This window comes from Citrobacter sp. C6_1 (assembly GCF_014596835.2).
In the GTDB taxonomy this organism is placed as follows: domain Bacteria; phylum Pseudomonadota; class Gammaproteobacteria; order Enterobacterales; family Enterobacteriaceae; genus Citrobacter; species Citrobacter pasteurii.
Window position 1 is genome coordinate 3,518,414 of sequence record NZ_CP115031.1, and the last position, 22,335, is coordinate 3,540,748.

Here is a 22,335-nt window from a genome sequence, read left to right on the forward strand (position 1 = left end):
TTGTAATAGGCCTGTAATTCAGACAATTGCACCCATCGGACCACTTTCAAAATTGCGTTATACTCTGCCTACCTCGCTGCGAGAAGGCTATTACCTGGAGAGCACGTATGAGTCTGGCACTGAAAAATTTGCTGGCATTGTTAAATCTGGAAAAAATTGAAGAAGGACTCTTTCGGGGCCAAAGTGAAGACTTAGGGTTACGTCAGGTTTTTGGGGGTCAGGTTGTCGGTCAGGCGCTGTACGCCGCGAAAGAGACCGTGCCGGAAGAGCGTCTGGTGCACTCCTTCCACAGCTATTTTTTACGTCCGGGCGATAGCCAAAAGCCCATCATCTATGATGTCGAGGTGCTGCGCGATGGTAACAGCTTCAGCGCCCGCCGCGTTGCCGCGATCCAGAATGGCAAACCCATTTTTTATATGACCGCCTCTTTCCAGGCACCAGAAGATGGGTTTGAGCATCAAAAAGAGATGCCGGCAGCACCTGGTCCTGAAGAGCTAAAATCAGAAACGGAAATTGCCCGTTCGGTCGCTCACCTGCTGCCGCCGCTGTTGAAAGAAAAATTTATCAACGACCGCCCGCTGGAAGTCCGTCCAGTGGAATTTCATAATCCGTTAAAAGGTCACGTTGCCAACCCGACTCGCCAGGTGTGGATCCGTGCTAACGGCACGCTGCAGGACGATCTGCGTGTTCATCAGTATCTGCTTGGTTACGCCTCTGATCTGAACTTCCTGCCTGTTGCTTTACAACCGTATGGCATTGGTTTTCTGGAAAAAGGGATTCAGATCGCCACCATTGACCATTCCATGTGGTTCCACCGTCCGTTCAATATCAATGAGTGGCTGCTGTATAACGTCGAGAGTACTTCGGCCTCCGGTGCCCGGGGCTTTGTTCGCGGGGAGTTTTATACCCAGGACGGCGTGCTGGTCGCCTCTACCGTGCAGGAAGGAGTCATGCGTAATCGCAATTGATGTCTTATCCGGCCTACAGACTACATCGTCGTAGGCCGGATAAGCGTTTAGCGCCATCCGGCGGATTGAAACATCAGGCGTTGTAAGCGTTCTCGCCGTGGCTGTTCACATCCAACCCTTCGCGCTCCTGCTCTTCCGGTACGCGCAGGCCTACCGTCATGTCCGCCAGCTTATAGCCGATAAATGCCACGACACCGGACCAGACAATGGTGATCGCCACGCTTTCCAGTTGCACCAGCAACTGATGCCCCATGGTCACACCCTCGGCAAAGCCCACGCCACCCAGAGAGCTGGCAGCGAAAACGCCGGTCAGGATACAGCCGACAATACCGCACACGCCGTGAACGCCAAACACGTCACACGGATCGTCCACGCGCAGAAAACGTTTCAGCATGGTTACGCCCCACAGGCCAGCCAGTCCCGCAACGACACCGATAATCAGCGCACCGCCGACACCGATATAGCCACAGGCAGGTGTCACGCCTACCAGACCGGCAATGGCGCCAGAACACGCGCCCAGCAGAGACGGTTTGCCACGCAGCGCCCATTCGCCGAAGATCCAGCCGAGAATAGCGGCCGCAGTAGCAACCACGGTATTGACGAAGGCCAGTGCAGCGATTTCATTCGCCATACCCGCAGAACCAGCGTTAAAGCCAAACCAACCAATGTAAAGGATAGCGGTACCGGTGAAGACCATCGGCAGATTGTGCGGTTTAAAGGCTTCTTTACCAAAACCGACGCGTTTGCCAATCAGATACGCACCCACCAGGCCGGCAATCGCGGCGTTGATATGTACTACCGTGCCGCCTGCAAAATCCAGTGCGCCATGGGAAGCCAGCAAGCCGCCGCCCCAGACCATATGGGCAATAGGGATATAGGATAGCGTTAACCACACCACCACAAAAATCAGCACCGCAGAGAAGCGAATACGTTCAGCCAGTGCCCCGACGATGAGTCCCACGGTGATGCAGGCGAACGAGCCCTGAAAAGCAACGTGAATGTACTGGTAGAAGCTCCCCGTGACCGCCGTCAGCGCGATATTCTTCAGCAATACCCAGTTGAAGTTGCCGAAGAAATTATTCCCCTCGCCAAAGGCAAGTGAGTAGCCATAAACCACCCATAAAATACAAACCAGGGCAAATGTCACCGTAACCTGGGTCAGCATCGACAACACGTTCTTACCGCGAATTAAACCGCCGTAGAACAGCGCAATGCCAGGGATGGTCATAAACAGCACCAGCGCGGTACAGATCATCATAAAAGCGTTATCGGCTTTATCCGCGACCGCTGGTGCCGCCATCGCCAGTCCCGGCAGCAGCGCCAATGATGCAATACCCGTTTTCATCGTTGCTATCTTCATTTTTTGGTTTCCTATCACTGTGTGCCAGACGTTACAGTGCGGCTTCGTCGGCTTCGCCGGTACGAATACGAATCACGCGTTGTAGCTCGGCGACGAAGATTTTGCCGTCGCCAATTTTTCCGGTGTAGGCAGCCTTACTGATGACATCAATTACGCCATCCAGTTGGTCATCAGCAATTGCCACATCAATCTTCACTTTGGGTAGGAAGTTGACGCTGTATTCAGCTCCCCGGTACAACTCGGCATGACCTTTTTGTCGGCCAAACCCCTTCACTTCGGTGACGGTCAGCCCCTGAATACCAATAGACGACAATGCTTCACGGACGTCTTCCAGTTTGAACGGTTTGATTACCACGGTAACCAGCTTCATAGATCCCCTCCAGTCAGAATTCAGTAGTGGCTGCAGATACACATGCTGAACTATGCAAGGGGTGTGCCAGGAATGGAAAACGCGGGATGATTTAGCCGCACGGGGTACGGCGAGGATAGAAAAAGAAAAAACGCACTATAACGGTGCATAGTGCGTTACATTTTTGCACCAGATTGTTGATTGCAGGATGGCGGCAAAACCGCTTTCTCTGGCCTACGAAACCTCGTTGACCGTAGGCCTGATAAGCACAGCGCCATCAGGCGATAATTGAATCCTCATGTGCGCTGGCCGCCAGCTCTTCGCCTGCCAGTTGCAGTTGATACATTTGCCAGTAGCGGCCCTGTGCGGCAAGCAGTTGCTGGTGCGTGCCGCGTTCAACAGCCTGCCCCCGGTGCAGTACCAGAATGGTGTCAGCATCGACAATAGTGGATAACCGATGCGCAATCACCACCAGCGTGGTGTGCTCACGCACCGCTGCCAACGCCTGCTGAATAGCTTGTTCAGTACCGGAGTCAATGCTGGCCGTCGCTTCGTCCAAAATCAGCACCTGCGGCGTTTCAACCAGCACACGCGCCAGCGCCAGCAGCTGTTTCTGCCCGACGGATAAATTATTGCCCTGCTCGCCCAGTCGGGTATGAATACCGTCACTCAGCCCGCGCGCCAGTTCCGCCAGTTGCACCGTCTCCAGCGCCCGCCACACCCGTTCTTCGGAGATATCACGACCCAGTGTCACGTTTGCCAGGAAGGTATCCGCCATCACCACCGGATCCTGCTGCACCATCGCGATGCCCTGACGCAACGCACCGTGGCTCAGTGAAGACAACGGCCGTCCATCAAGACGGATTTCACCCTGCGTCAGCGGGTAGTACCCCATCAGCAGGCTGGCGAGCGTACTCTTGCCGCTACCGGTGTGTCCGACCAAAGCCACAAAACTGCGCGATGGCACGGACAGGCTGATATTTTGCAGCACCAGATTGTCGTCACGATAGGCAAATGAAACGTAATCTACCTCAATGTCCCCGCTCTTCAGCGGTCGATCATCGTCACCATAGCGCTGACGTGGTCCGTCCATCAGCTCGAACACTCGCTCACCGGCGACAACTGCCTGCTGCAACATCGATTGCTGAGTCGTCAACTCAATCAACGGCTCGTTCAAACGGCCAAGATAGCTGATAAACGCGTACAGCACGCCAACCTCGATGGCGCTGCCAGAAGTAAAGCTAAACAACATCAGCAAACCGCAGAGGATCAGCGCCGAGAACAGGCTCAGCAGCGGACGCAGCAGAAATCCATCCAGGCGCAGAGTCTGCATACGCGCCATATAGTGAGAACGGCTGGCTTCGCCCATTCGCTCACCAAAGCGCGCCTGCTGGCGGAACTGTTGGATAACGCTCATGCCGTTGATAACTTCGTTAAAGCCATCATTAATATCCGCCAGATAGGCGCGAACCCGGCGCACAATCGGGGTGCTGTAGCGCTGATAAATGACCATCACCACCAGCACCGCCGGGAAAATGGCCATCGCCACCAGCGCCATCCGCCACTCAAGGCTGAACATCGCCACCAGCATGGCGCCGATTAAGGCTGCACTGCGCAGTACCGTCGCAACCACCGTCACGTACAGATCGCGGATCACTTCAGTGTCATTGGTCACCCGGGAAATAAGCTGCCCGACAGGTTGCGTATCAAAAGCACTGAGCGGCTGACGCAGCGCGGCATCCATTACGTCGGTGCGTAACTGTTGTACTACGCCAACCGCAGCCTGGTTAAAGAGTAATGACTGCGCGTAATGCAGGCCCGCCGCCAACAGTTGCAGACCGACATATGCCGCCACCAGCCCGGCGACCATTGCCAGCGGCAGATTGTTCTTCGCCACCATGTTATCGATAAAATAGCTAATCAGCAGCGGACCGCTGACTTCCGCCGCTGCCGCCACCCACAGCATGACAACAGCAATAGACAGCTGTTTTCGCCACGGCGAGCCGTACGCCAGCAGCCTTTTCAGGGTCGGCCATAGTTGCCCAAAACTACGCATTAGCCGCCTCCTCGTTTATTTCTGGCGCATCAGACAATGCCGCTTCCAGTTGCTGATAGCGGTACATATCACGATACCAGCCAGGTTGCTGCACCAGCGCATCGTGTTCGCCACGCTGAGCAATATGTCCGTGCTGCATCACGATAATTTCATTGGCTTCCGTCAAAGCCGATAAACGGTGGGCGCTGATAATCACGGTTCTGCCTTCGCCCCACTGACGCAGGTTATGCAGGATCTGATGCTCGGTACGACCATCTACCGCCGACAGCGCATCGTCAAGAATCAGGATTTCAGCATTCAGCAGCAGCGCACGAGCGATAGAAATACGCTGTTTTTGTCCACCGGACAGCATCACGCCGCGTTCACCCACTTCGGTGTCATAGCCCTGAGGAAGACGTAAAATATCCTCATGCACGCTGGCGAGGCGCGCCACATGTTCGATCTCTTCCTGTGTGGCCTGTGGGCGTCCAAGCGCTATGTTGTTGGCGACGGTATCCGAAAACAAGAAAGGTGTCTGGCTGACCACTGCCAGGCGGCTACGCCAGCTATCCAGCTGCAAGCGCGTTAACGGAATATCATGAAAACGCACATCCCCATGAGTGATATCGAAGTGGCGCTGGAGCAGCGATAGTACGGTACTTTTCCCTGCCCCAGTAGGGCCACAAATGCCCAGCATTTGCCCGGGTTTGAGCTGGAAATTCACATTCTCCAGCACCGGATGAGCCGTTTGCGGGTAGCGAAATTCGCGAATGGCCACCGCTAACTCACCACGTCCTTCTGGTACGGGTTCTGTCCCATCATCCACTACGGGAGCTTCAGCCAGCATCGCGCGAATACGGCTGTAGGCGGCGCTGCCGCGCTCGACGATGTTAAACATCCATGCCAGCGCCAGCATCGGCCAAATCATCAGCCCGAGATACATCATAAAGCTGGTTAACTGACCAAGGGTCAGAGAACCATGAACCACCATCCAGCTTCCCCCGGCGATAGCCAGCAGGTTAGCCATACCAATGGCGATATAAATCGTGGGATCAAAACGGGCGTCAATGCGGGCGACCCGCAAGTTTTTCTTGCCGGTATCTTTAGCATCTGCGGCAAATAGCGCCGACTGTCGGTCTTCCAGACCAAAAGCCTTAATCATACGGATACTGGTCAGGCTTTCCTGAGTACGATCGTTAAGGCTGGAGAACGCTGCTTGCGCAACCTTAAAGCGGTTATGAAGTCGATCGCCGTAACGTTTGATCATTATCGCCATCACCGGCATCGGCAGTAGCGCGATCAGCGTCAGCTCCCAACTGATTTGCGTAGACATCACGATCAACACCGCGCATCCCATGACCAGTGAATCCACCAGCGTCAATACACCTTCGCCAGCCGCAAACACCACCCGATCAACATCGTTAGTTGCACGCGCCATCAGATCACCTGTGCGATGACGCAGATAAAATTCGGGATGCTGACGGCTCAACTGGCGGTAATAGTCTTCGCGTAGTTCAACTGCCAGTTGGTAGGATGCGCCAAACAACAGTACGCGCCAGACATAGCGCAACAAATAGACCACCACCGCAATCAGGGCAATCGTGCCGACCCACATCAGCAGCCGCTCGGTGGTGAAACGCTGTGTCGTCACACCGTCCACGATGATACCGACCACTTTTGGCGGGATAAGCTGAAGAATAGCGATGATGATAAGCAAGGCCACCGCCCCGAGGTAGCGACGCCACTCCCGGCGGAAGTACCAGCTTAATTGAGCAAATAATCGCACGCGTTATGTCCTGACAAGATTTCCGGCAATAACCACCGGGAGAGTTATTCAATAGGTAGAGCAGTCGTGTATTTAATCTGTTCCATCGCAAAACTGGAGGTAACATCAGACAGGCCCGGTACGCTATTCACCAGACGCTTATAGAAATCATCATAGCGTTTCATATCAGCAACCTGTACCCGCATCAGGTAGTCGTACTCCCCAGCCATTCGCCAGAAACCCAACACCTCCGGCATCCCTGTCACTTCGGTGACAAAGCGGCAGTACCACTCGCTGCTGTGATGCTGGGTTTTAATCAGCACAAACGCGGTTAAACCCAGCCCCAATTTTTCCGGATCCAGCAGAGCAACCTTGCCCAGCAGAATGCCGTCATCCTCAAGCCGCTTGAGCCGTTTCCAGCAGGGGGTGGTCGTCAGATTAACGGCATCGGCTAACGCCTGCAAAGAAAGGGTGCAGTCTTGTTGCAGTAGGCCAAGCAGCTTACGGTCAATTTTGTCTAACATATCCACTCCACAGAGAAGAATTTTCTCCTTACATTCTATTTTAAAGGCTAAATGGCAACAATTTTTTCCGTGCTTTTCGCTATTCTGGGCACAAAATGACAAACGGATATCTATTAATGATGAATAGCTCCTGGGTTAAAAACGCCATCAATGAAATTAATGCGGATTACCAGCGTTCTGCCGATACGCATCTTATTCGCCTGTCGCTTCCGGCGTTTCCGGGTATTCAGCTCTATTTGAAAGATGAGAGCACGCATCCAACCGGTAGCCTGAAACATCGCCTGGCACGTTCATTGTTTCTGTACGGACTGTGTAATGGCTGGATCAAAGAAGGCACCACGATTATTGAATCGTCATCGGGTTCAACGGCGGTTTCTGAAGCCTATTTCGCCCGCCTGCTTGGACTGCCGTTTATTGCCGTCATGCCTTCCTGTACGGCGAAACGTAAAGTTGAACAGATTGAATTTTATGGCGGTCGCTGCCACTTCGTGGAAAGCGCCTGCGAAATCTATGCGGCTTCTGAACAGCTGGCACGTGAACTGAACGGGCATTATATGGACCAGTTCACCTATGCTGAACGCGCTACTGACTGGCGTGGTAACAACAATATTGCCGACAGTATCTTCCGCCAGATGCAGTGCGAGCCCAATCCCGTGCCTCGCCATATCGTGATGAGCGCAGGAACCGGTGGTACCTCCGCAACCATTGGTCGCTATATTCGCTGTCAGGGCTACGACAGTCGTCTGATGGTGGTAGACCCAGAGAACTCGGTCTTTCTGCCTTACTGGCAGGATCGCGATGCGTCGTTACGCAGTCCGGTCGGCAGCAAAATTGAAGGCATTGGCCGTCCACGCGTAGAGCCTTCTTTCATTCCTGATGTGGTCGATGAAATGTTGCGCGTTCCGGATGCCGCAAGCGTTGCCACCGCACACTGGCTGGAGACGCAGCTAGGCCGTAAAGTGGGCGCCTCAACCGGAACCAACATGTGGGGAGCGTTACAACTTGCCGCCCGTATGCGCGACGCCGGAGAAACGGGGTCGCTGGTGACGCTGCTGTGCGACAGCGGCGAACGCTACCTGGAAACCTACTACAACCCGCAGTGGGTTGACGCGCACATCGGTGATTTAACGCCGTGGAAAGCGGAACTATCCCTGTTGCTGAATACACACTGATCAGACAAAAAAAAGCCAGACGTGAAGTCTGGCTTGCTGGAAGGGATCTCTCATTCGGGGGAATAAGGTAGATGTGGATTGTCCAGCCAATGCGTCAAAAAGTGTGACACCGCCTGATTACGGCAATGCCCAATCACCGATAAATGCGGCAGTTCAGCCATCAGTTGCGGCATTGCGTTACCCATAATCAGGCCGCGCCCAACGCTGCCTAACATTTCGCGATCGTTCATGGCATCGCCAAACGCCATGCAGTCAGCCATGGAATAACCCAAGTGCTCGCTCAGTACCGCCAGCGCAGAGCCTTTATTACAGCCCAGCGGCAGTACTTCGAGGCAATCAATCGCAGAAAAACAGAGATTCGCCTGTTCGCCCAGCGCGTCATTCAACTGAATGCGCAGGCGAACCAAATCGTCATGATCGCCACAGAAGCAGATTTTCGTGACCTGATGGGCAGGAATACGCTTCACATCCACAATCTGGTAACGAAATCCGCTGTACACATGCGCCTGCAACAGTGACGGAATCTCTTGCCCGGTGAACCAGCCGTTGTCATTAAAGACATGCATGCTGGCCTGCGTTTCCCACCGCTGGTGCAATACGATATCGGCGACTGAGGGATCCAGATCCTGACGATGCAATACATCGCCTTCCAGCGAGTGAATTCGCGTCCCGTTACCGGTGATCAAAAAGGCGTCCAGCGAGATAGAGCCCAAAATGTGGCGCATTTCCAGCACATGGCGGCCGGTGGCAAATGTCAGGGTGATATCGCGTTCACGCAGGCGCGCCAGCGTTGAAAGCGTTTCGTCACCTAAATGGTGATTCGGCATCAAAAGGGTGCCATCCATATCAAATGCAGCCAGACGGGCCATTTCTTTCTCCACACTGTGACGCGGTTAACTTGTGATTCAGTATCACCTGAGATATACGGAAGTAATAGTGAATAGATAAAATGAATTGTTCCGGGTTTATCTGCGCAAAAACCGTTAACGGGCATCCAGAAGGATAAAGTATCAATGCGTCTGCTTAATCGTCTGAACCAGTACCAACGCCTGTGGCAACCCTCGCACGGCGAACCGCAGTCGGTGACCGTCGGGGAACTGGCTGAACGCTGCTTTTGCAGCGAGCGCCACGTGCGCACCCTGCTAAAGCAAGCGCAGGATGCTGGCTGGCTGGAATGGCATGCCCGGTCGGGGCGCGGGAAACGCGGGCTGTTACGCTTTTTGGTGACGCCGGATTCCCTGCGCAACACCATGATGGAACAGGCGCTACAAAAGGGTGAACAGCTCAGCGTGCTGGAGCTGGCTCAGCTGGCACCGGGAGAATTAAGAACCCTGCTACAGCCGTTTATGGGCGGTCAATGGCAAAACGACACGCCAACCCTGCGTATCCCCTATTATCGCCAGCTTGACCCTTTGCATCCTGGATTCCTGCCCGGTCGCGCGGAACAACACCTCGCCGGACAAATTTTCTCTGGTCTGACACGTTTTGACAGTCACACGCAACACCCTTGCGGTGATTTGGCCCACCACTGGAATATCTCCACCGACGGTCTGCGCTGGGATTTCTATATTCGTTCCACCCTGTACTGGCATAACGGCGATGCGGTCAGCAGCACGCAGCTACATCAACAGTTGCTGAAGCTGTTAGCGCTACCCGCATTAAATAAGCTGTTTATCAGCGTAAAGCGCATTGAAGTGACGCATCCCCAGTGCCTGACCTTTATTCTGCATCGCCCCGACTTCTGGCTGGCGCATCGTCTGGCAAGCTACAGCAGTCACCTGGCGCATCCTGAACACCCGTTTGTGGGTACTGGCCCGTTCCGGTTGACGCTGTTTACCCCTGAGCTGGTGCGCATCGAGAGTCACGATCACTACCACCTGAGTCACCCGCTATTGAAAGCCATTGAATACTGGATAACCCCGCAGCTTTTCTCCCAGGATTTGGGCACCAGCTGTCGCCATCCGGTACAAATTGCGATAGGTAAACCAGAGGAACTTCCCATGCTAAGCCAGGTGAGCAGCGGGATTAGCCTCGGTTTTTGTTATCTCACGCTCAGAAAAAGCGCACGCCTGAATACGCAGCAAGCCCGTCGGCTGGTCAATATCATTCACCGTTCTTCCCTGCTACAAACGCTTGAGGTGGATGAAAATCTGATCACGCCAAGCAATGCGCTGCTGCCAGGATGGACGATCCCACAATGGGATGAACTGGACGAAGTAGCGCTACCGAAAAAACTGACGCTGGCTTATCACCTGCCGGTAGAACTGCACGCTATGGCTGATCAGCTTCGCCAGGCTCTGGCGCTACTTGGCTGTGAATTAACCCTTATTTTTCATAATGCTAAAAACTGGGATGGCAATCATCCTTTAGCTCAAGCCGACCTGATGATGGGCGACAGATTAATTGGCGAAGCACCTGAATATACCCTCGAACAGTGGCTGCGCTGCGATCAACTCTGGTCACACGTATTGAGCGCACCAGCATTTACTCATCTGCAAACCACCCTGGATGCCCTGCAAATCCAGGCCGATGAAGACGATCGTCATGCGGCTTTACAACAAGTTTTCGCCACGCTGATGCATGACGCAACCCTGACGCCGCTGTTCAATTATCACTATCGCATCAGCGCGCCGCCGGGCGTGAACGGCGTACGCCTGAACCCTCGCGGCTGGTTTGAGTTCACCGAAGCCTGGCTACCGCCCCCGTTGGCGTGAAGAAGCTGGTCGGCGACACGCCCAGGCGCTACCATAAGGGTTTCGTTATTTGTCAGGAAAAGCCATGAAACGTGCCGTTGTTGTATTCAGTGGGGGACAGGACTCCACGACTTGTCTGGCGCAAGCACTGCATCAATATGATGAAGTACACTGCGTAACCTTCGATTATGGTCAGCGCCATCGCGCTGAGATTGATGTCGCACGTGACCTGGCCTTAAAACTCGGCGCACGCGCGCACAAGGTACTTGATGTCACAGTGCTCAGCGAACTGGCCGTCAGCAGCCTGACCCGCGATAACATTCCGGTACCTGATTACGAACCGGATGCGAACGGCATACCCAATACCTTTGTGCCAGGACGCAATATTCTGTTTTTAACGCTGGCGGCGATTTACGCATATCAGGTGCAGGCAGAAGCGGTCATTACCGGCGTGTGCGAAACGGATTTCTCTGGATACCCGGACTGTCGCGATGAGTTCGTCAAAGCGCTGAACCATGCTGTGAGCCTGGGGATGGCGAAAGATATCCGCTTTGAAACCCCGCTGATGTGGATCGATAAAGCCGAAACCTGGGCGCTGGCCGACTACTGGGGTAAGCTTGACCTTGTACGCGAAGAAACACTAACTTGCTATAACGGCATCAAAGGTGACGGTTGCGGTCACTGTGCGGCGTGTAATCTGCGTGCCAACGGCCTGAACCATTATCTGGCGGATAAACCGGCAGTGATGGCGGCAATGAAGCAGAAAACCGACCTGAAATAATAGTGCGAATAGTGCCGGATGGCGGCGTAAACGCCTTATCCGGCCTACCGACAGCATTCATCGTACACAATATCGCCCGTAGTCCTGATAAGCGAAGCGCCATCAGGCAACGTTGAGCTACTGCACCATCTGCTCCAGTTTTTCGCGTAACTCCCCTTCCAGCGGCAGCGCTTTTTGCGTTTTCAAATCAATACAGACGAAGGTAATCAACGCGTCGGCCACTACCTGCCCTTCCGGCTCCAGGGTAATTGTCTGGTTTAACACCCCGCTTTTGCCATTTAGCTGTTGCACCTGGCTGGTAATGGTCAGCAGGTCGCTCAGCACGGCAGGACGGCGGTAGTTGATATTGATGTTAACAACCACAAACGCGATATGGTGTGCAGTCATCCATTGAAAACTGTCACTGTTTTCCAGACCATCCCAGCGGGCTTCTTCCAGAAACTCAAGATAGCGGGCATTGTTAACGTGCTGATAGACATCAAGATGAAAACCACGAACTTTGATTTGTGTTTGCATAGCGCAGAAACCTTACGTTGTTTTTATAAGAACATACTTTAGGGTAGAGAGGTCATAACTGGTATGACCTCTCTAGTCTGGCAAATTTTCAGCGCTGTGCAAGTTATTAAAGTGTTAAAACTGCCAGGTTACGTTCCACCAGCGAGCTGCCCATCCCCGGCACCTGCTTTAAATCATCGACTGTTTTAAATGGCCCGTACTCCTCACGATAGCTGACAATCGCCTGCGCTTTCTTCAGACCTACGCCATTCATGACTCGCGCTAAATCCTCCGCAGAAGCGCTGTTGATGCTTACCCTGGTGCCTTCATCGTCGCTTGCTTTAGCGGGCAGTGTGGCTTTGCTTTGTGCCGCCCCTGAGTTTTCCGCTTTGGTTTGTGTCGCCTGGCTTTTGGCGACAGGCTCAGCCGCCAACGCAGTTTGGGCCATGCCGGCGCAGGTCAATGAAAGAGTGATAAGCAGGGCTTTGATTCCATGTTTCATACTGTTTTCTCCTTGTTTGTTAACAGTGGAATCACGATAGCGGGGGGATGAACGGCAGACAAATGGCAAATATCAGAAATGGAAAAGGCCGCGAAAGCGGCCTTTGGTAGATACAACTTTTTGCAATTTTTTGCGAACTGCCTCGGTTATTGCTGCTGTTCCAGCGCATCACCGATTTTAATTTTTGCGGCTTTACGCAGGTTGCTCATCAGCGCTTCGAAGACAATCTGCGCGTTGTTCTGAGTAATCCCCTGAACCATCGCTTTTTTCTGTGCTTCTGGCATAGAGCCTGCTTTTACTTCGTCCAGCGCCAGCAGTACAACGTTACCCTGCATATCGTTCGCAACACCGTAGCTCGGTTTGTCTTTCGCAGGCAGGCTCAGGCCAAAGGCCGCCTGACTCAACGGATCCTGGCCCGTGCGGCTCAGCGTTTTTGCCTCGCCAAAGCGCAGCCCCGCAGCTTTCAGCGCTTCATCGCCTTTACCGGCTTTCAGATCCGCCAGCAGTTTATCGGCATCAAGCTTCGCCTGCTGCTCTGCTTTATTGTGCTTAACGAGCGCAGTTACCTGCTCTTTCACTTCAGCCAGTGGCTTCACGGCTTCGGCTTTGTGTTCGCTAATACGCAGCACAAACGCGCGATCGCCATCCACGGTGATGATATCGGAGTTACTGCCCGGCGTACCGTTTTCGCCAACCAGACCACCATTGAAAATGATGTCAGCGACTGGTTTGAAATTCAGTTCTTCCGGCAGGCTGTCACGGCTAAACCAGCCCGTTTCAACCGCTTTCATCCCTGCTGCCTGCTCCGCACCCGCCAGAGATTCGTTATCGTTGCTGGCGGCATCGCTGACTTTCTGCTGCAACGCATAGTAGGCATCCAGCGCTTTTTCCTGCTTCACTTTCGCCGCAATGTCGTCACGAGCTTCGCTCAGCGGTTTAACCTGCGCAGGCTGTACGTCGTCAAGACGCGCCACGAGGAAACCAACGGAAGACTTAATCACACCTGACAGCTGGCCTTTTTCTTTCAGACCGGCATTTTTCAGTTCATCTGGGGTGGTGGAGTCTTCCAGCCAACCCATATCACCGCCGTTACGGGCAGAGATGATATCAGCAGATTTTTCTTTCGCCAGAGTCGCAAAATCACCGCCTTTGTTCAGCGCATCAAGCACCGCTTTTGCTTCATCTTCCGTTTTGGTCTGGATGATGCTGTAGCGATTACGCTGCGGCTGAGTGAACTGATCCTGATGCTGGTCATAATAAGACTGAATATCAGCATCGCTGGCGGTTTCCTGCATTGCTGCAGCGTCCAGCTTGATATAGCTCACACGGAACTGTTCCGGCGTCATAAAGCGATTTTTATTCTGCTCGTAGTAACTAGCCACTTCTTCGTCGGTAACCGACTGCTTCGCGGCAAGAGCATTAACATCAATCGTCGCTTCACGCACGATACGTTGCTGTGCAACCAGTGCAGCCAGTTCGTCCGTTTCACCCTTCAGCATGAAGTCGGTCCCGGCAACGCCGTTGATCAACTGTTGCGTGGTGAGCTGGTTACGCAATGCCTGCGCGTACTGATCGGCAGTCATGCCCATCTGATTAACAATCGCGTTATAGCGGTTGTTATCAAATTTACCGTCAACCTGGAAAGCCGGCGTGGCGAAAATAGCCTGCTTAATCTGATCGTCGCTAATGTTGAGCTTAAGCTCACGGGAGTACTGATCCAGCAGCGCTTCGTCCACAAGACGATTCAGCACCTGCTGACGCAGCGTTTTCATATAACCTTCGTTCGCCGCCAGCTCAGAATATTGATCGCCCAGCTGTTGCTGCATGCGGTTACGTTCGCTGTTGAACGCATTCTCGAACTGCCCGCGGCTGATCTCCTGGCCATTCACTTTGGCGGCGTAGTTATTGCCCCCGCCAATCAGGTAACCACTCACGCCGGTCAAAATGAACGACACGATAATGATACCGAAAATAATCTTGAGCACGAGACTGTTAGCAGCCGTGCGTAAGCTGTCCATCATGGTGTAACCACACTCCGCTGTAGATGACTATACGCGTTACCCTTCAGGCCGCCTGCGCGTTGACACAACAACGGCGGCAAGGATTTTGAGTATATATGCTTCACGCAGCATAGCGTTTCCTGAACGCTGCGCACAAAGGCCTATTGTGACAAGAAACAGGGGCAATTGTCAGCCCACAACGCATAGAAAGTACCGGAATCGGAAATAAAAAAGGCACATCGGTTGATGCGCCCTTGTACTTAGTCACATCCCCAAAGGGGAAATCACTTAGTTTACCGCGTCTTTCAGTGCTTTACCTGCACGGAAGCCCGGTACTTTAGCCGCGGCGATGGTGATCTCTTTACCTGTTTGCGGGTTGCGACCAGTACGGGCAGCACGCTCTTTAACGGCAAAAGTACCAAAACCTACCAGTGCTACGTCATCACCTTCTTTCAGGGATTCGGTAACAGAAGCAATAATTGCATCTAACGCACGTCCAGCCGCAGCTTTAGAGATATCAGCCCCTGCAGCAATTTTGTCGATCAGTTGAGATTTATTCACTCTTCTCTTCCTCTTTATAATATATATCGCACCAGAATCCTTCAAAGTGCGACCGCGCAGCAGTTATATCAGGCCTGCCATGCCCTTACAACACCCGATAATGATGGCAAGCCTAATCCGTTATCTAAATTAGCTATACAAAAAAAGGCTGGCAAGCCCGAAATGGCCTGCCAGCCCTGTTTTTATTAATGCTCTTTGCGCGAGGTCACTATTTTGCCGTCACAACCTGCATTCCAGAGGGTTCATTTTGTAACGCAAGAGTCAGAACTTCCTCAATACGTTTCACCGGGTGAATATTAAGATCGGCAATGACGTTGTCCGGAATCTCTTCCAGGTCACGTTTGTTTTCGTCTGGAATTAAGACCGTTTTAATGCCGCCGCGGTGCGCCGCCAGCAGTTTCTCTTTCAAACCACCAATAGGCAGAACCTGACCACGCAGGGTGATCTCGCCAGTCATCGCCACATCGGCACGAACCGGGTTACCGGTCAGACAAGAAACCAGCGCGGTACACATCGCTATACCCGCACTTGGACCATCTTTCGGCGTTGCCCCTTCAGGTACGTGAACGTGGATGTCGCGTTTTTCGTAAAAGTCCGGATTAATACCCAGTTTTTCCGCACGCGCACGCACCACGGTCAGTGCTGCCTGAATGGATTCCTGCATCACTTCGCCGAGCGATCCGGTGTAAGTCAGCTTGCCTTTACCTGGCACACAGGCGGTTTCAATGGTCAGCAGATCGCCGCCCACTTCCGTCCACGCCAGACCGGTCACCTGACCCACGCGGTTTTCGTTATCCGCACGGCCATAGTCAAAGCGCTGTACGCCCAGGTAGTCGTGCAGGTTATCGCCATTGATCTCGATGTGTTTCAGTGATTTATCGAGCAACAATTGCTTAACTGCTTTGCGGCACAGTTTGGAGATTTCGCGCTCCAGACTACGCACGCCCGCTTCACGGGTGTAGTAACGAATGATGCCCACAATGGCGCTATCATCAACCGTCAGTTCGCCTTTTTTCAGCGCATTACGCTCAATCTGTTTTGGCAACAGATGACGTTTCGCAATGTTCAGCTTCTCGTCTTCGGTATAGCCAGACAGACGAATCACTTCCATACGATCCAGCAACGGTGCCGGAATGTTCATGGAGTTCGACGTCGCAACGAACATGACGTCGCTGAGGTCGTAGTCCACTTCCAGGTAGTGATCGCTGAACGCCACGTTCTGCTCTGGATCCAATACCTCAAGCAGTGCTGATGCCGGATCGCCACGCATGTCAGAAGACATTTTGTCGATCTCATCAAGCAGGAACAGCGGGTTTTTAACGCCCACTTTAGCCATTTTCTGGATCAGTTTGCCCGGCATCGAACCGATATAGGTCCGGCGGTGACCACGAATTTCAGCCTCATCACGCACGCCGCCAAGCGCCATACGGATGTATTTACGCCCTGTCGCTTTCGCGATGGACTGACCCAGAGAGGTTTTACCCACCCCCGGCGGTCCAACCAGACACAGGATCGGTCCCTTGATTTTGTTCACACGGCTCTGGACCGCAAGATACTCAAGAATACGGTCTTTCACGCGCTCCAGACCATAATGGTCGGTATCGAGGATTTCCTGCGCCTGACGCAGGTCTTTTTTGACCTTGCTACGCGCATTCCACGGAACCTGTACCATCCAGTCGATGTAGCCACGCACCACCGTCGCTTCCGCCGACATCGGAGACATCATTTTCAGCTTCTGCAGCTCTGCTTCCGCTTTCTCTTTTGCCTCTTTCGGCATCTTCGCCGCGTCGATCTTACGCTTCAGCGCTTCGTTTTCATCCGGTGCATCGTCCATCTCGCCGAGCTCTTTCTGAATCGCTTTCATCTGCTCGTTCAGATAGTACTCACGCTGGGACTTCTCCATCTGCTTTTTCACGCGGTTGCGAATGCGTTTCTCAACCTGCAGCAGATCGATTTCAGATTCCATCATTGCCATCAGATATTCCAGACGTTCGTTAACGTCGGGCATCTCCAGCACGGACTGTTTGTCAGCCAGCTTCAGCGGCATGTGCGCTGCGATGGTGTCCGCCAGACGTGCAGGATCGTCAATGCTGTTCAGCGACGTCAGCACTTCTGGTGGGATTTTCTTATTCAGCTTGATATAGCCTTCGAACTGGCTGATAGCGGTACGCACCAGCACTTCCTGTTCGCGCTCATCAATAGCAGGCGAATCAAGGTACTCCGCTTTCGCAGAGAAATGCTCGCCGTTGTCAGACAGCGCTGAAATACGCGCGCGCTGTAACCCCTCGACCAGCACTTTTACGGTGCCGTCAGGCAGTTTCAGCATCTGCAAAATAGAGGCCACGGTCCCGACGGTGAAAAGATCGTTTACACCCGGCTCATCCGTTGACGCTTCTTTCTGCGCGACCAGCATGATTTTTTTATCATGGTCCATAGCCGCTTCCAGACAACGGATAGATTTTTCCCGCCCTACAAATAAGGGTATGACCATGTGCGGATAAACCACCACATCGCGCAACGGCAATACGGGGATTTCAATGCGTTCAGAACGCTCAGGATTCATAGAGCTCTCTCTTAGTTTAGTTTCCGCCAGGTAATCAGGTGGTACGACTGTGCTCCACACCACCTTTAACATGTATGTCAGTATATGGGGATGTTTCCCACACATTCAACGCCATGTTTACGGAAAAATAAAAGGGGAGATAAAATCCCCCCTTTTTGGTTAAACGTCTGTATGAATTGATGAATTATTCGCCAGATGCCTGCTGTGCTTCCGGCTTACCGTAAATCAGCAACGGCTTGCTCTGACCGCCAATCACCGACTCGTCGATCACCACTTTTTCAACGTCTTCCATAGAAGGAAGATCGTACATGGTGTCGAGCAGCGCGGCTTCGACGATAGAACGCAAACCACGCGCACCGGTTTTACGAATCATCGCTTTCCTGGCGATAGCATCCAGCGCTTCCTCGCGGAATTCCAGATCCACACCTTCAAGATTGAACAGCGCCTGATACTGCTTGGTCAGGGCATTTTTCGGCTCTTTCAGGATCTGAATCAGCGCTTCTTCGCTCAGTTCGCTCAGGGTTGCCACAACCGGCAGACGACCGATGAACTCAGGGATCAGACCAAATTTAATCAGATCTTCCGGTTCTACCTGCGACAGCAGTTCACCTTCGCTGGCTTTGTCAGACTGCGCTTTTACCGTTGCGCCAAAACCAATGCCGGAGCCGGTTTCAACACGGTTAGCAATGACTTTATCCAGACCGGCAAATGCCCCACCGCAGATAAACAGGATCTTGGAGGTATCAACCTGCAGGAATTCCTGCTGAGGATGTTTACGACCCCCCTGCGGCGGAACGGCGGCAACCGTACCTTCGATCAGTTTCAACAGCGCCTGCTGTACGCCTTCACCGGAAACGTCACGCGTAATAGACGGATTGTCTGATTTACGCGAAATCTTGTCGATCTCATCGATATAGACAATACCGCGCTGCGCTTTCTGCACGTCGTAATCGCACTTCTGCAGCAGCTTCTGAATAATATTTTCAACATCTTCACCCACATAACCGGCTTCGGTCAGGGTGGTGGCATCGGCCATGGTGAACGGAACGTCCAGCAGACGCGCCAGCGTTTCAGCCAACAGCGTTTTACCAGAACCCGTCGGGCCAATCAGCAGGATGTTACTTTTACCCAACTCGACGCCATTGCTGGTGTCGCCGTTGCGCAGACGTTTGTAATGGTTGTATACCGCGACCGCCAGCACTTTCTTCGCCTGTTCCTGGCCAATAACGTAATCGTCCAGGTGGTTGCGAATTTCATGTGGCGTCGGCAGCGCACTGCGTTCACGGTGCGGTGCTACTTCCTTAATCTCTTCGCGAATGATGTCGTTACATAAATCAACACATTCGTCGCAGATATACACGGATGGTCCGGCAATCAGCTTACGCACTTCATGCTGGCTTTTGCCGCAAAAAGAGCAGTACAACAATTTGCCCGAGCCATCTTTGCGTTTATCTGTCATGGGTCAAAACCTCTTCTTTGTTCTTTGTGCCGCACACGACGACGCAAATGCCATTCTCAGGCGCAAGACGCTAGTCAGCGTTGTGCCGCTCCAGGTAATTATAGCGGCACACCTGCGCCCTGGGCATTAATTACGATGGGTCAAAATCGAGTCGACCAGACCGTACTCCACCGCTTCAGAAGCGGAGAGGAAGCGATCGCGCTCGGTATCACGTTCAATCTGCTCAAGAGATTGACCCGTATGATGCGCCATAAGTTCGTTCATGCGCCCTTTTACCTTCAGGATTTCACGGGCATGAATTTCAATATCCGTTGCCTGACCCTGGTAGCCGCCCAGAGGCTGGTGGATCATGACGCGAGAGTTAGGCAGGCAAAAACGTTTACCTTTCGCCCCGGCAGTCAGCAGGAACGCGCCCATTGAGGCCGCCTGGCCCATACAAATGGTGCTGACGTCCGGCTTAATAAACTGCATGGTGTCATAGATAGACATCCCTGCAGTAATCACACCACCAGGGGAGTTAATATACAGGTAGATATCTTTTTCCGGGTTTTCTGCTTCCAGGAACAGCATCTGCGCCACGATCAGGTTAGCCATATGGTCTTCGACCTGGCCGGTCAGAAAAATGACGCGTTCCTTAAGTAGACGAGAATAGATATCAAAAGAGCGCTCACCACGTGAGGTCTGTTCAATGACCATCGGCACCAGCGCCATATGGGGTGCAAAGTTATCTCGTTCGCCGCTGTATGACATTTCCGTCTCCTGGATAAAATTTGAAAAAACCTGCTGTGCTGATTGTAACCTTATGGACGGATTATCAGCTAGTCCCTCAGTAATGGGTACGACATCGCCATAATTCAAGCATAACAATCTTTTGTTGTAACGCTAACACTGAAACGCTGTTTTCGCACCCTTCCCATGCAAAATGCGTGACAAAAAAAAACCCGCCACCAAAAGGTGACGGGCTTGCGTATGAAATTCGTGCTAAAAAAGCGACGAATTACGCCTGCTGGTTCATCAGTTCGTTGAAGGAAGTGGCTTTTTCAGTCACTTTCGCTTTCGCCAGAACGGCTTCAACAGCCTGCTCTTCCAGAGCGACGTTACGCATGTTGTCCATCAGCTCTTTGTTTTTGCTGTAGAACTCAACAACTTCTTTCGGATCTTCGTAAGCAGAAGCCATTTCTTCGATCAGGCCTTTTACGCGATCTTCGTCAGCTTTCAGTTCGTTGGTACGAATCACTTCGCCCAGCAGCAGACCCACAACTACGCGACGCTTAGCCTGTTCTTCGAACAGTTCACGCGGCAGTTCCAGAGCTTGCTTCTCGTTGCCACCGAAACGCTGTGCAGCCTGACGACGCAGAACGTCGATTTCGCTGTCGATCAGTGCAGCAGGAACGTCGATGTCGTTGGCTTTAACCAGACCTTCGATCGCCTGAGACTTAACACGGTTACGTACAGCACCTTTCAGCTCACGCTCCATGTTTTTACGCACTTCAGCGCGCAGGCCTGCTACGGAACCATCTTCAACGCCGAAACGTTTGATGAATTCTTCGGTCAGTTCCGGCAGTTCACGTTCTTCAACTTTCTTCAGGTTGATAACGAATTTAGCGGCTTTACCTTTCAGGTTTTCAGCGTGGTACTCTTCCGGGAAGGTCACGTCGATGGTGAACTCTTCGCCAGCTTTGTGGCCTTTAACGCCTTCTTCAAAGCCCGGGATCATACGACCCTGGCCCATCGCCAGTACGAAGTCAGACGCTTTGCCGCCTTCGAACTCTTCGCCGTCTACAGAGCCGGTGAAGTCGATGGTTACACGGTCTTCTGCATCAGCAGCGCCGTCTTTGTCTTTCCAGGTCGCCTGCTGCTTACGCAGGGTGTCCAGCATCACGTCAACGTCAGCGTCAGTAACTTCAACAACCGGTTTTTCAACTTCGATTGCTTCCAGGCCAGTCAGCTCAACTTCCGGGTAAACTTCGAACTCTACCGCGTAAGTAAAATCTTCACCCAGTTTGTATTCGCCCGGAACGTAGTTCGGTGCGCCAGCCGGATTGATTTTTTCTTTGATGATCGCGTCAACGAAGTTGCGGCTCATCAGGTCGCCCAGAACGTCCTGGCGAACAGACGCGCCATAACGCTGAGCAACAACATTCATCGGTACTTTTCCTTTGCGGAAACCGTCAATACGCACTTTCTTCGCTACGTTGACCAGCTCGCTTTTCACAGCGGTCTCGATGCTGTCAGCAGCGATAGTAATCGTTACACGGCGGCCAAGGCCTTGAGTGGTTTCAACTGAAACTTGCATCTTGTTACCTCAAAAAATCACAGTGCTCGGTCAACTCTTCTCCGCAAGCACAGGTTGTTGGCTTCGCGGAACTGGGATGTTCTCATAATCAATCACATTCCCTGTCGTCAGAATCATCCCGAAGACATTCCGAAAAATAAGACGCGCATTATAGCGGCATCACTTTTATGAGTCGAGAACGGTTATCGCGCGTTGCTGCGGCTTTTTTCACAATTCCCGGCTAATTTTTGTCTGAATACTGTACGACACACCCAGAATTCAGACAAAACAAAACGGCCCGTAGGCCGTTTTCACATATTCTGTAGCAACATACTGGAAAAGCGTCGGTTGTTGCAAATCCGTTTTTACGCGATGCTTCCCGCCCCACGACACGGAGGCGATGCAAAAATCGTATCCTGCAATGCTTCCCACTCCTTAATAGTGTAGGTATGCAGGGCAAGGGCATGAACGGTTGTGGAAAGCTCCGCCGTTAACGTGCTGTAAATCATCCGATGACGATTAAGAAAACGTTCACCTGTAAAGCGATCGCTGACCAGCACAACCTTAAAGTGGCTTTCAGAACCTGCCGGGACATTGTGACGATAGCTTTCATCCACAACTTCGAGGAACACGGGTTGGAACGCTGCCCTTAATTTTTCTTCTATTTGCTCACGAATCATCATGAAATTTTTCCTCCGACAACGCTGAGATGTCACCCATCCCTTTAAATACTAGCCGCTTTTACCGTTTTCATTACACCTTAGCAACAAATAATTAGCGCTTGTCTGATTTTCTCACCCAAACGAATGAAGTTTACTGAATCCTCACTTCGA

The 22,335-nt window shown here is 52.6% G+C and carries 19 protein-coding genes; 4 read left to right on the forward strand and 15 right to left on the reverse strand.

Annotated elements, in window-relative coordinates; genetic code table 11:
- Positions 1-107 precede the first annotated feature (107 nt).
- On the forward strand, positions 108-968 hold the full coding sequence (tesB, locus tag IB196_RS17025; RefSeq protein WP_005125179.1) for an acyl-CoA thioesterase II: 861 nt from the start codon (positions 108-110) through the stop codon (positions 966-968).
- A 73-nt stretch (positions 969-1,041) separates the two neighbouring features.
- Here tesB and amtB read toward each other — a convergent pair whose 3' ends face one another.
- The 5 genes from amtB to decR form a co-directional block, all read right to left on the reverse strand.
- On the reverse strand, positions 1,042-2,328 hold the full coding sequence (gene amtB / locus IB196_RS17030; protein ID WP_040232699.1) for an ammonium transporter AmtB: 1,287 nt from the start codon (positions 2,326-2,328) through the stop codon (positions 1,042-1,044).
- A gap of 31 nt (positions 2,329-2,359) precedes the next feature.
- Positions 2,360-2,698: a P-II family nitrogen regulator gene (gene glnK, locus IB196_RS17035; protein ID WP_003021657.1), complete on the reverse strand. Its 339-nt coding sequence runs from the start codon at positions 2,696-2,698 to the stop codon at positions 2,360-2,362.
- A 256-nt stretch (positions 2,699-2,954) separates the two neighbouring features.
- Complete coding sequence (locus tag IB196_RS17040; protein WP_005125177.1) at positions 2,955-4,733, reverse strand: SmdB family multidrug efflux ABC transporter permease/ATP-binding protein; 1,779 nt, start codon at positions 4,731-4,733, stop codon at positions 2,955-2,957.
- Positions 4,726-6,498 (reverse strand): SmdA family multidrug ABC transporter permease/ATP-binding protein, encoded by a 1,773-nt coding sequence (locus IB196_RS17045; RefSeq protein WP_005125176.1) that lies wholly within the window; start codon positions 6,496-6,498, stop codon positions 4,726-4,728. Before IB196_RS17045 ends, IB196_RS17040 begins: the two co-directional genes overlap by 8 nt.
- A 44-nt stretch (positions 6,499-6,542) precedes the next feature.
- Positions 6,543-7,001, reverse strand: a complete 459-nt coding sequence (decR, locus tag IB196_RS17050; protein WP_005125175.1) for a DNA-binding transcriptional regulator DecR — start codon at positions 6,999-7,001, stop codon at positions 6,543-6,545.
- Positions 7,002-7,117: 116 nt separating this feature from the next.
- On the opposite strand from decR, the gene IB196_RS17055 reads away from it, so the two are divergent.
- On the forward strand, positions 7,118-8,173 hold the full coding sequence (locus IB196_RS17055; protein WP_223236836.1) for a PLP-dependent cysteine synthase family protein: 1,056 nt from the start codon (positions 7,118-7,120) through the stop codon (positions 8,171-8,173).
- A gap of 50 nt (positions 8,174-8,223) precedes the next feature.
- Here IB196_RS17055 and cof read toward each other — a convergent pair whose 3' ends face one another.
- Positions 8,224-9,042, reverse strand: coding sequence for an HMP-PP phosphatase (gene cof / locus IB196_RS17060; protein WP_005125173.1), 819 nt, complete (start codon positions 9,040-9,042; stop codon positions 8,224-8,226).
- 144 nt (positions 9,043-9,186) lie between these two features.
- Between cof and IB196_RS17065 the strand changes: the two genes are divergently transcribed.
- Together IB196_RS17065 and queC are read left to right on the forward strand one after the other, a co-directional pair.
- Positions 9,187-10,887: an SgrR family transcriptional regulator gene (locus tag IB196_RS17065; RefSeq protein WP_188231726.1), complete on the forward strand. Its 1,701-nt coding sequence runs from the start codon at positions 9,187-9,189 to the stop codon at positions 10,885-10,887.
- Between the two features lie 64 nt (positions 10,888-10,951).
- Positions 10,952-11,647, forward strand: a complete 696-nt coding sequence (gene queC, locus IB196_RS17070; protein WP_005125171.1) for a 7-cyano-7-deazaguanine synthase QueC — start codon at positions 10,952-10,954, stop codon at positions 11,645-11,647.
- A 117-nt stretch (positions 11,648-11,764) separates the two neighbouring features.
- Here the strand turns inward: queC and IB196_RS17075 are convergent, their stop codons facing one another.
- The 9 genes from IB196_RS17075 to bolA all read right to left on the reverse strand — a co-directional run bounded on the left by IB196_RS17075 (position 11,765) and on the right by bolA (position 22,185).
- Positions 11,765-12,163, reverse strand: coding sequence for a YbgC/FadM family acyl-CoA thioesterase (locus tag IB196_RS17075; RefSeq protein WP_005125170.1), 399 nt, complete (start codon positions 12,161-12,163; stop codon positions 11,765-11,767).
- A 106-nt stretch (positions 12,164-12,269) separates the two neighbouring features.
- The gene (locus IB196_RS17080; protein WP_005125169.1) at positions 12,270-12,644 is read right to left on the reverse strand and encodes a helix-hairpin-helix domain-containing protein; all 375 of its coding nucleotides are present in this window, start codon (positions 12,642-12,644) and stop codon (positions 12,270-12,272) included.
- A 146-nt stretch (positions 12,645-12,790) separates the two neighbouring features.
- Complete coding sequence (ppiD, locus tag IB196_RS17085; protein WP_005125168.1) at positions 12,791-14,665, reverse strand: peptidylprolyl isomerase; 1,875 nt, start codon at positions 14,663-14,665, stop codon at positions 12,791-12,793.
- A 267-nt stretch (positions 14,666-14,932) separates the two neighbouring features.
- A complete protein-coding gene (gene hupB / locus IB196_RS17090) occupies positions 14,933-15,205 on the reverse strand; it encodes a nucleoid-associated protein HU-beta (protein ID WP_003021629.1) in 273 nt (90 codons plus the stop codon).
- Between the two features lie 208 nt (positions 15,206-15,413).
- Positions 15,414-17,768, reverse strand: a complete 2,355-nt coding sequence (gene lon, locus IB196_RS17095) for an endopeptidase La (protein ID WP_188231725.1) — start codon at positions 17,766-17,768, stop codon at positions 15,414-15,416.
- 184 nt (positions 17,769-17,952) lie between these two features.
- A complete protein-coding gene (clpX, locus tag IB196_RS17100; RefSeq protein ID WP_040232704.1) occupies positions 17,953-19,227 on the reverse strand; it encodes an ATP-dependent protease ATP-binding subunit ClpX in 1,275 nt (424 codons plus the stop codon).
- A 126-nt stretch (positions 19,228-19,353) separates the two neighbouring features.
- Positions 19,354-19,977: an ATP-dependent Clp endopeptidase proteolytic subunit ClpP gene (gene clpP, locus IB196_RS17105; RefSeq protein ID WP_003021624.1), complete on the reverse strand. Its 624-nt coding sequence runs from the start codon at positions 19,975-19,977 to the stop codon at positions 19,354-19,356.
- A 247-nt stretch (positions 19,978-20,224) separates the two neighbouring features.
- On the reverse strand, positions 20,225-21,523 hold the full coding sequence (gene tig, locus IB196_RS17110; RefSeq protein ID WP_003021622.1) for a trigger factor: 1,299 nt from the start codon (positions 21,521-21,523) through the stop codon (positions 20,225-20,227).
- A gap of 344 nt (positions 21,524-21,867) precedes the next feature.
- Positions 21,868-22,185: a transcriptional regulator BolA gene (bolA, locus tag IB196_RS17115; RefSeq protein ID WP_040232707.1), complete on the reverse strand. Its 318-nt coding sequence runs from the start codon at positions 22,183-22,185 to the stop codon at positions 21,868-21,870.
- Positions 22,186-22,335 lie beyond the last annotated feature (150 nt).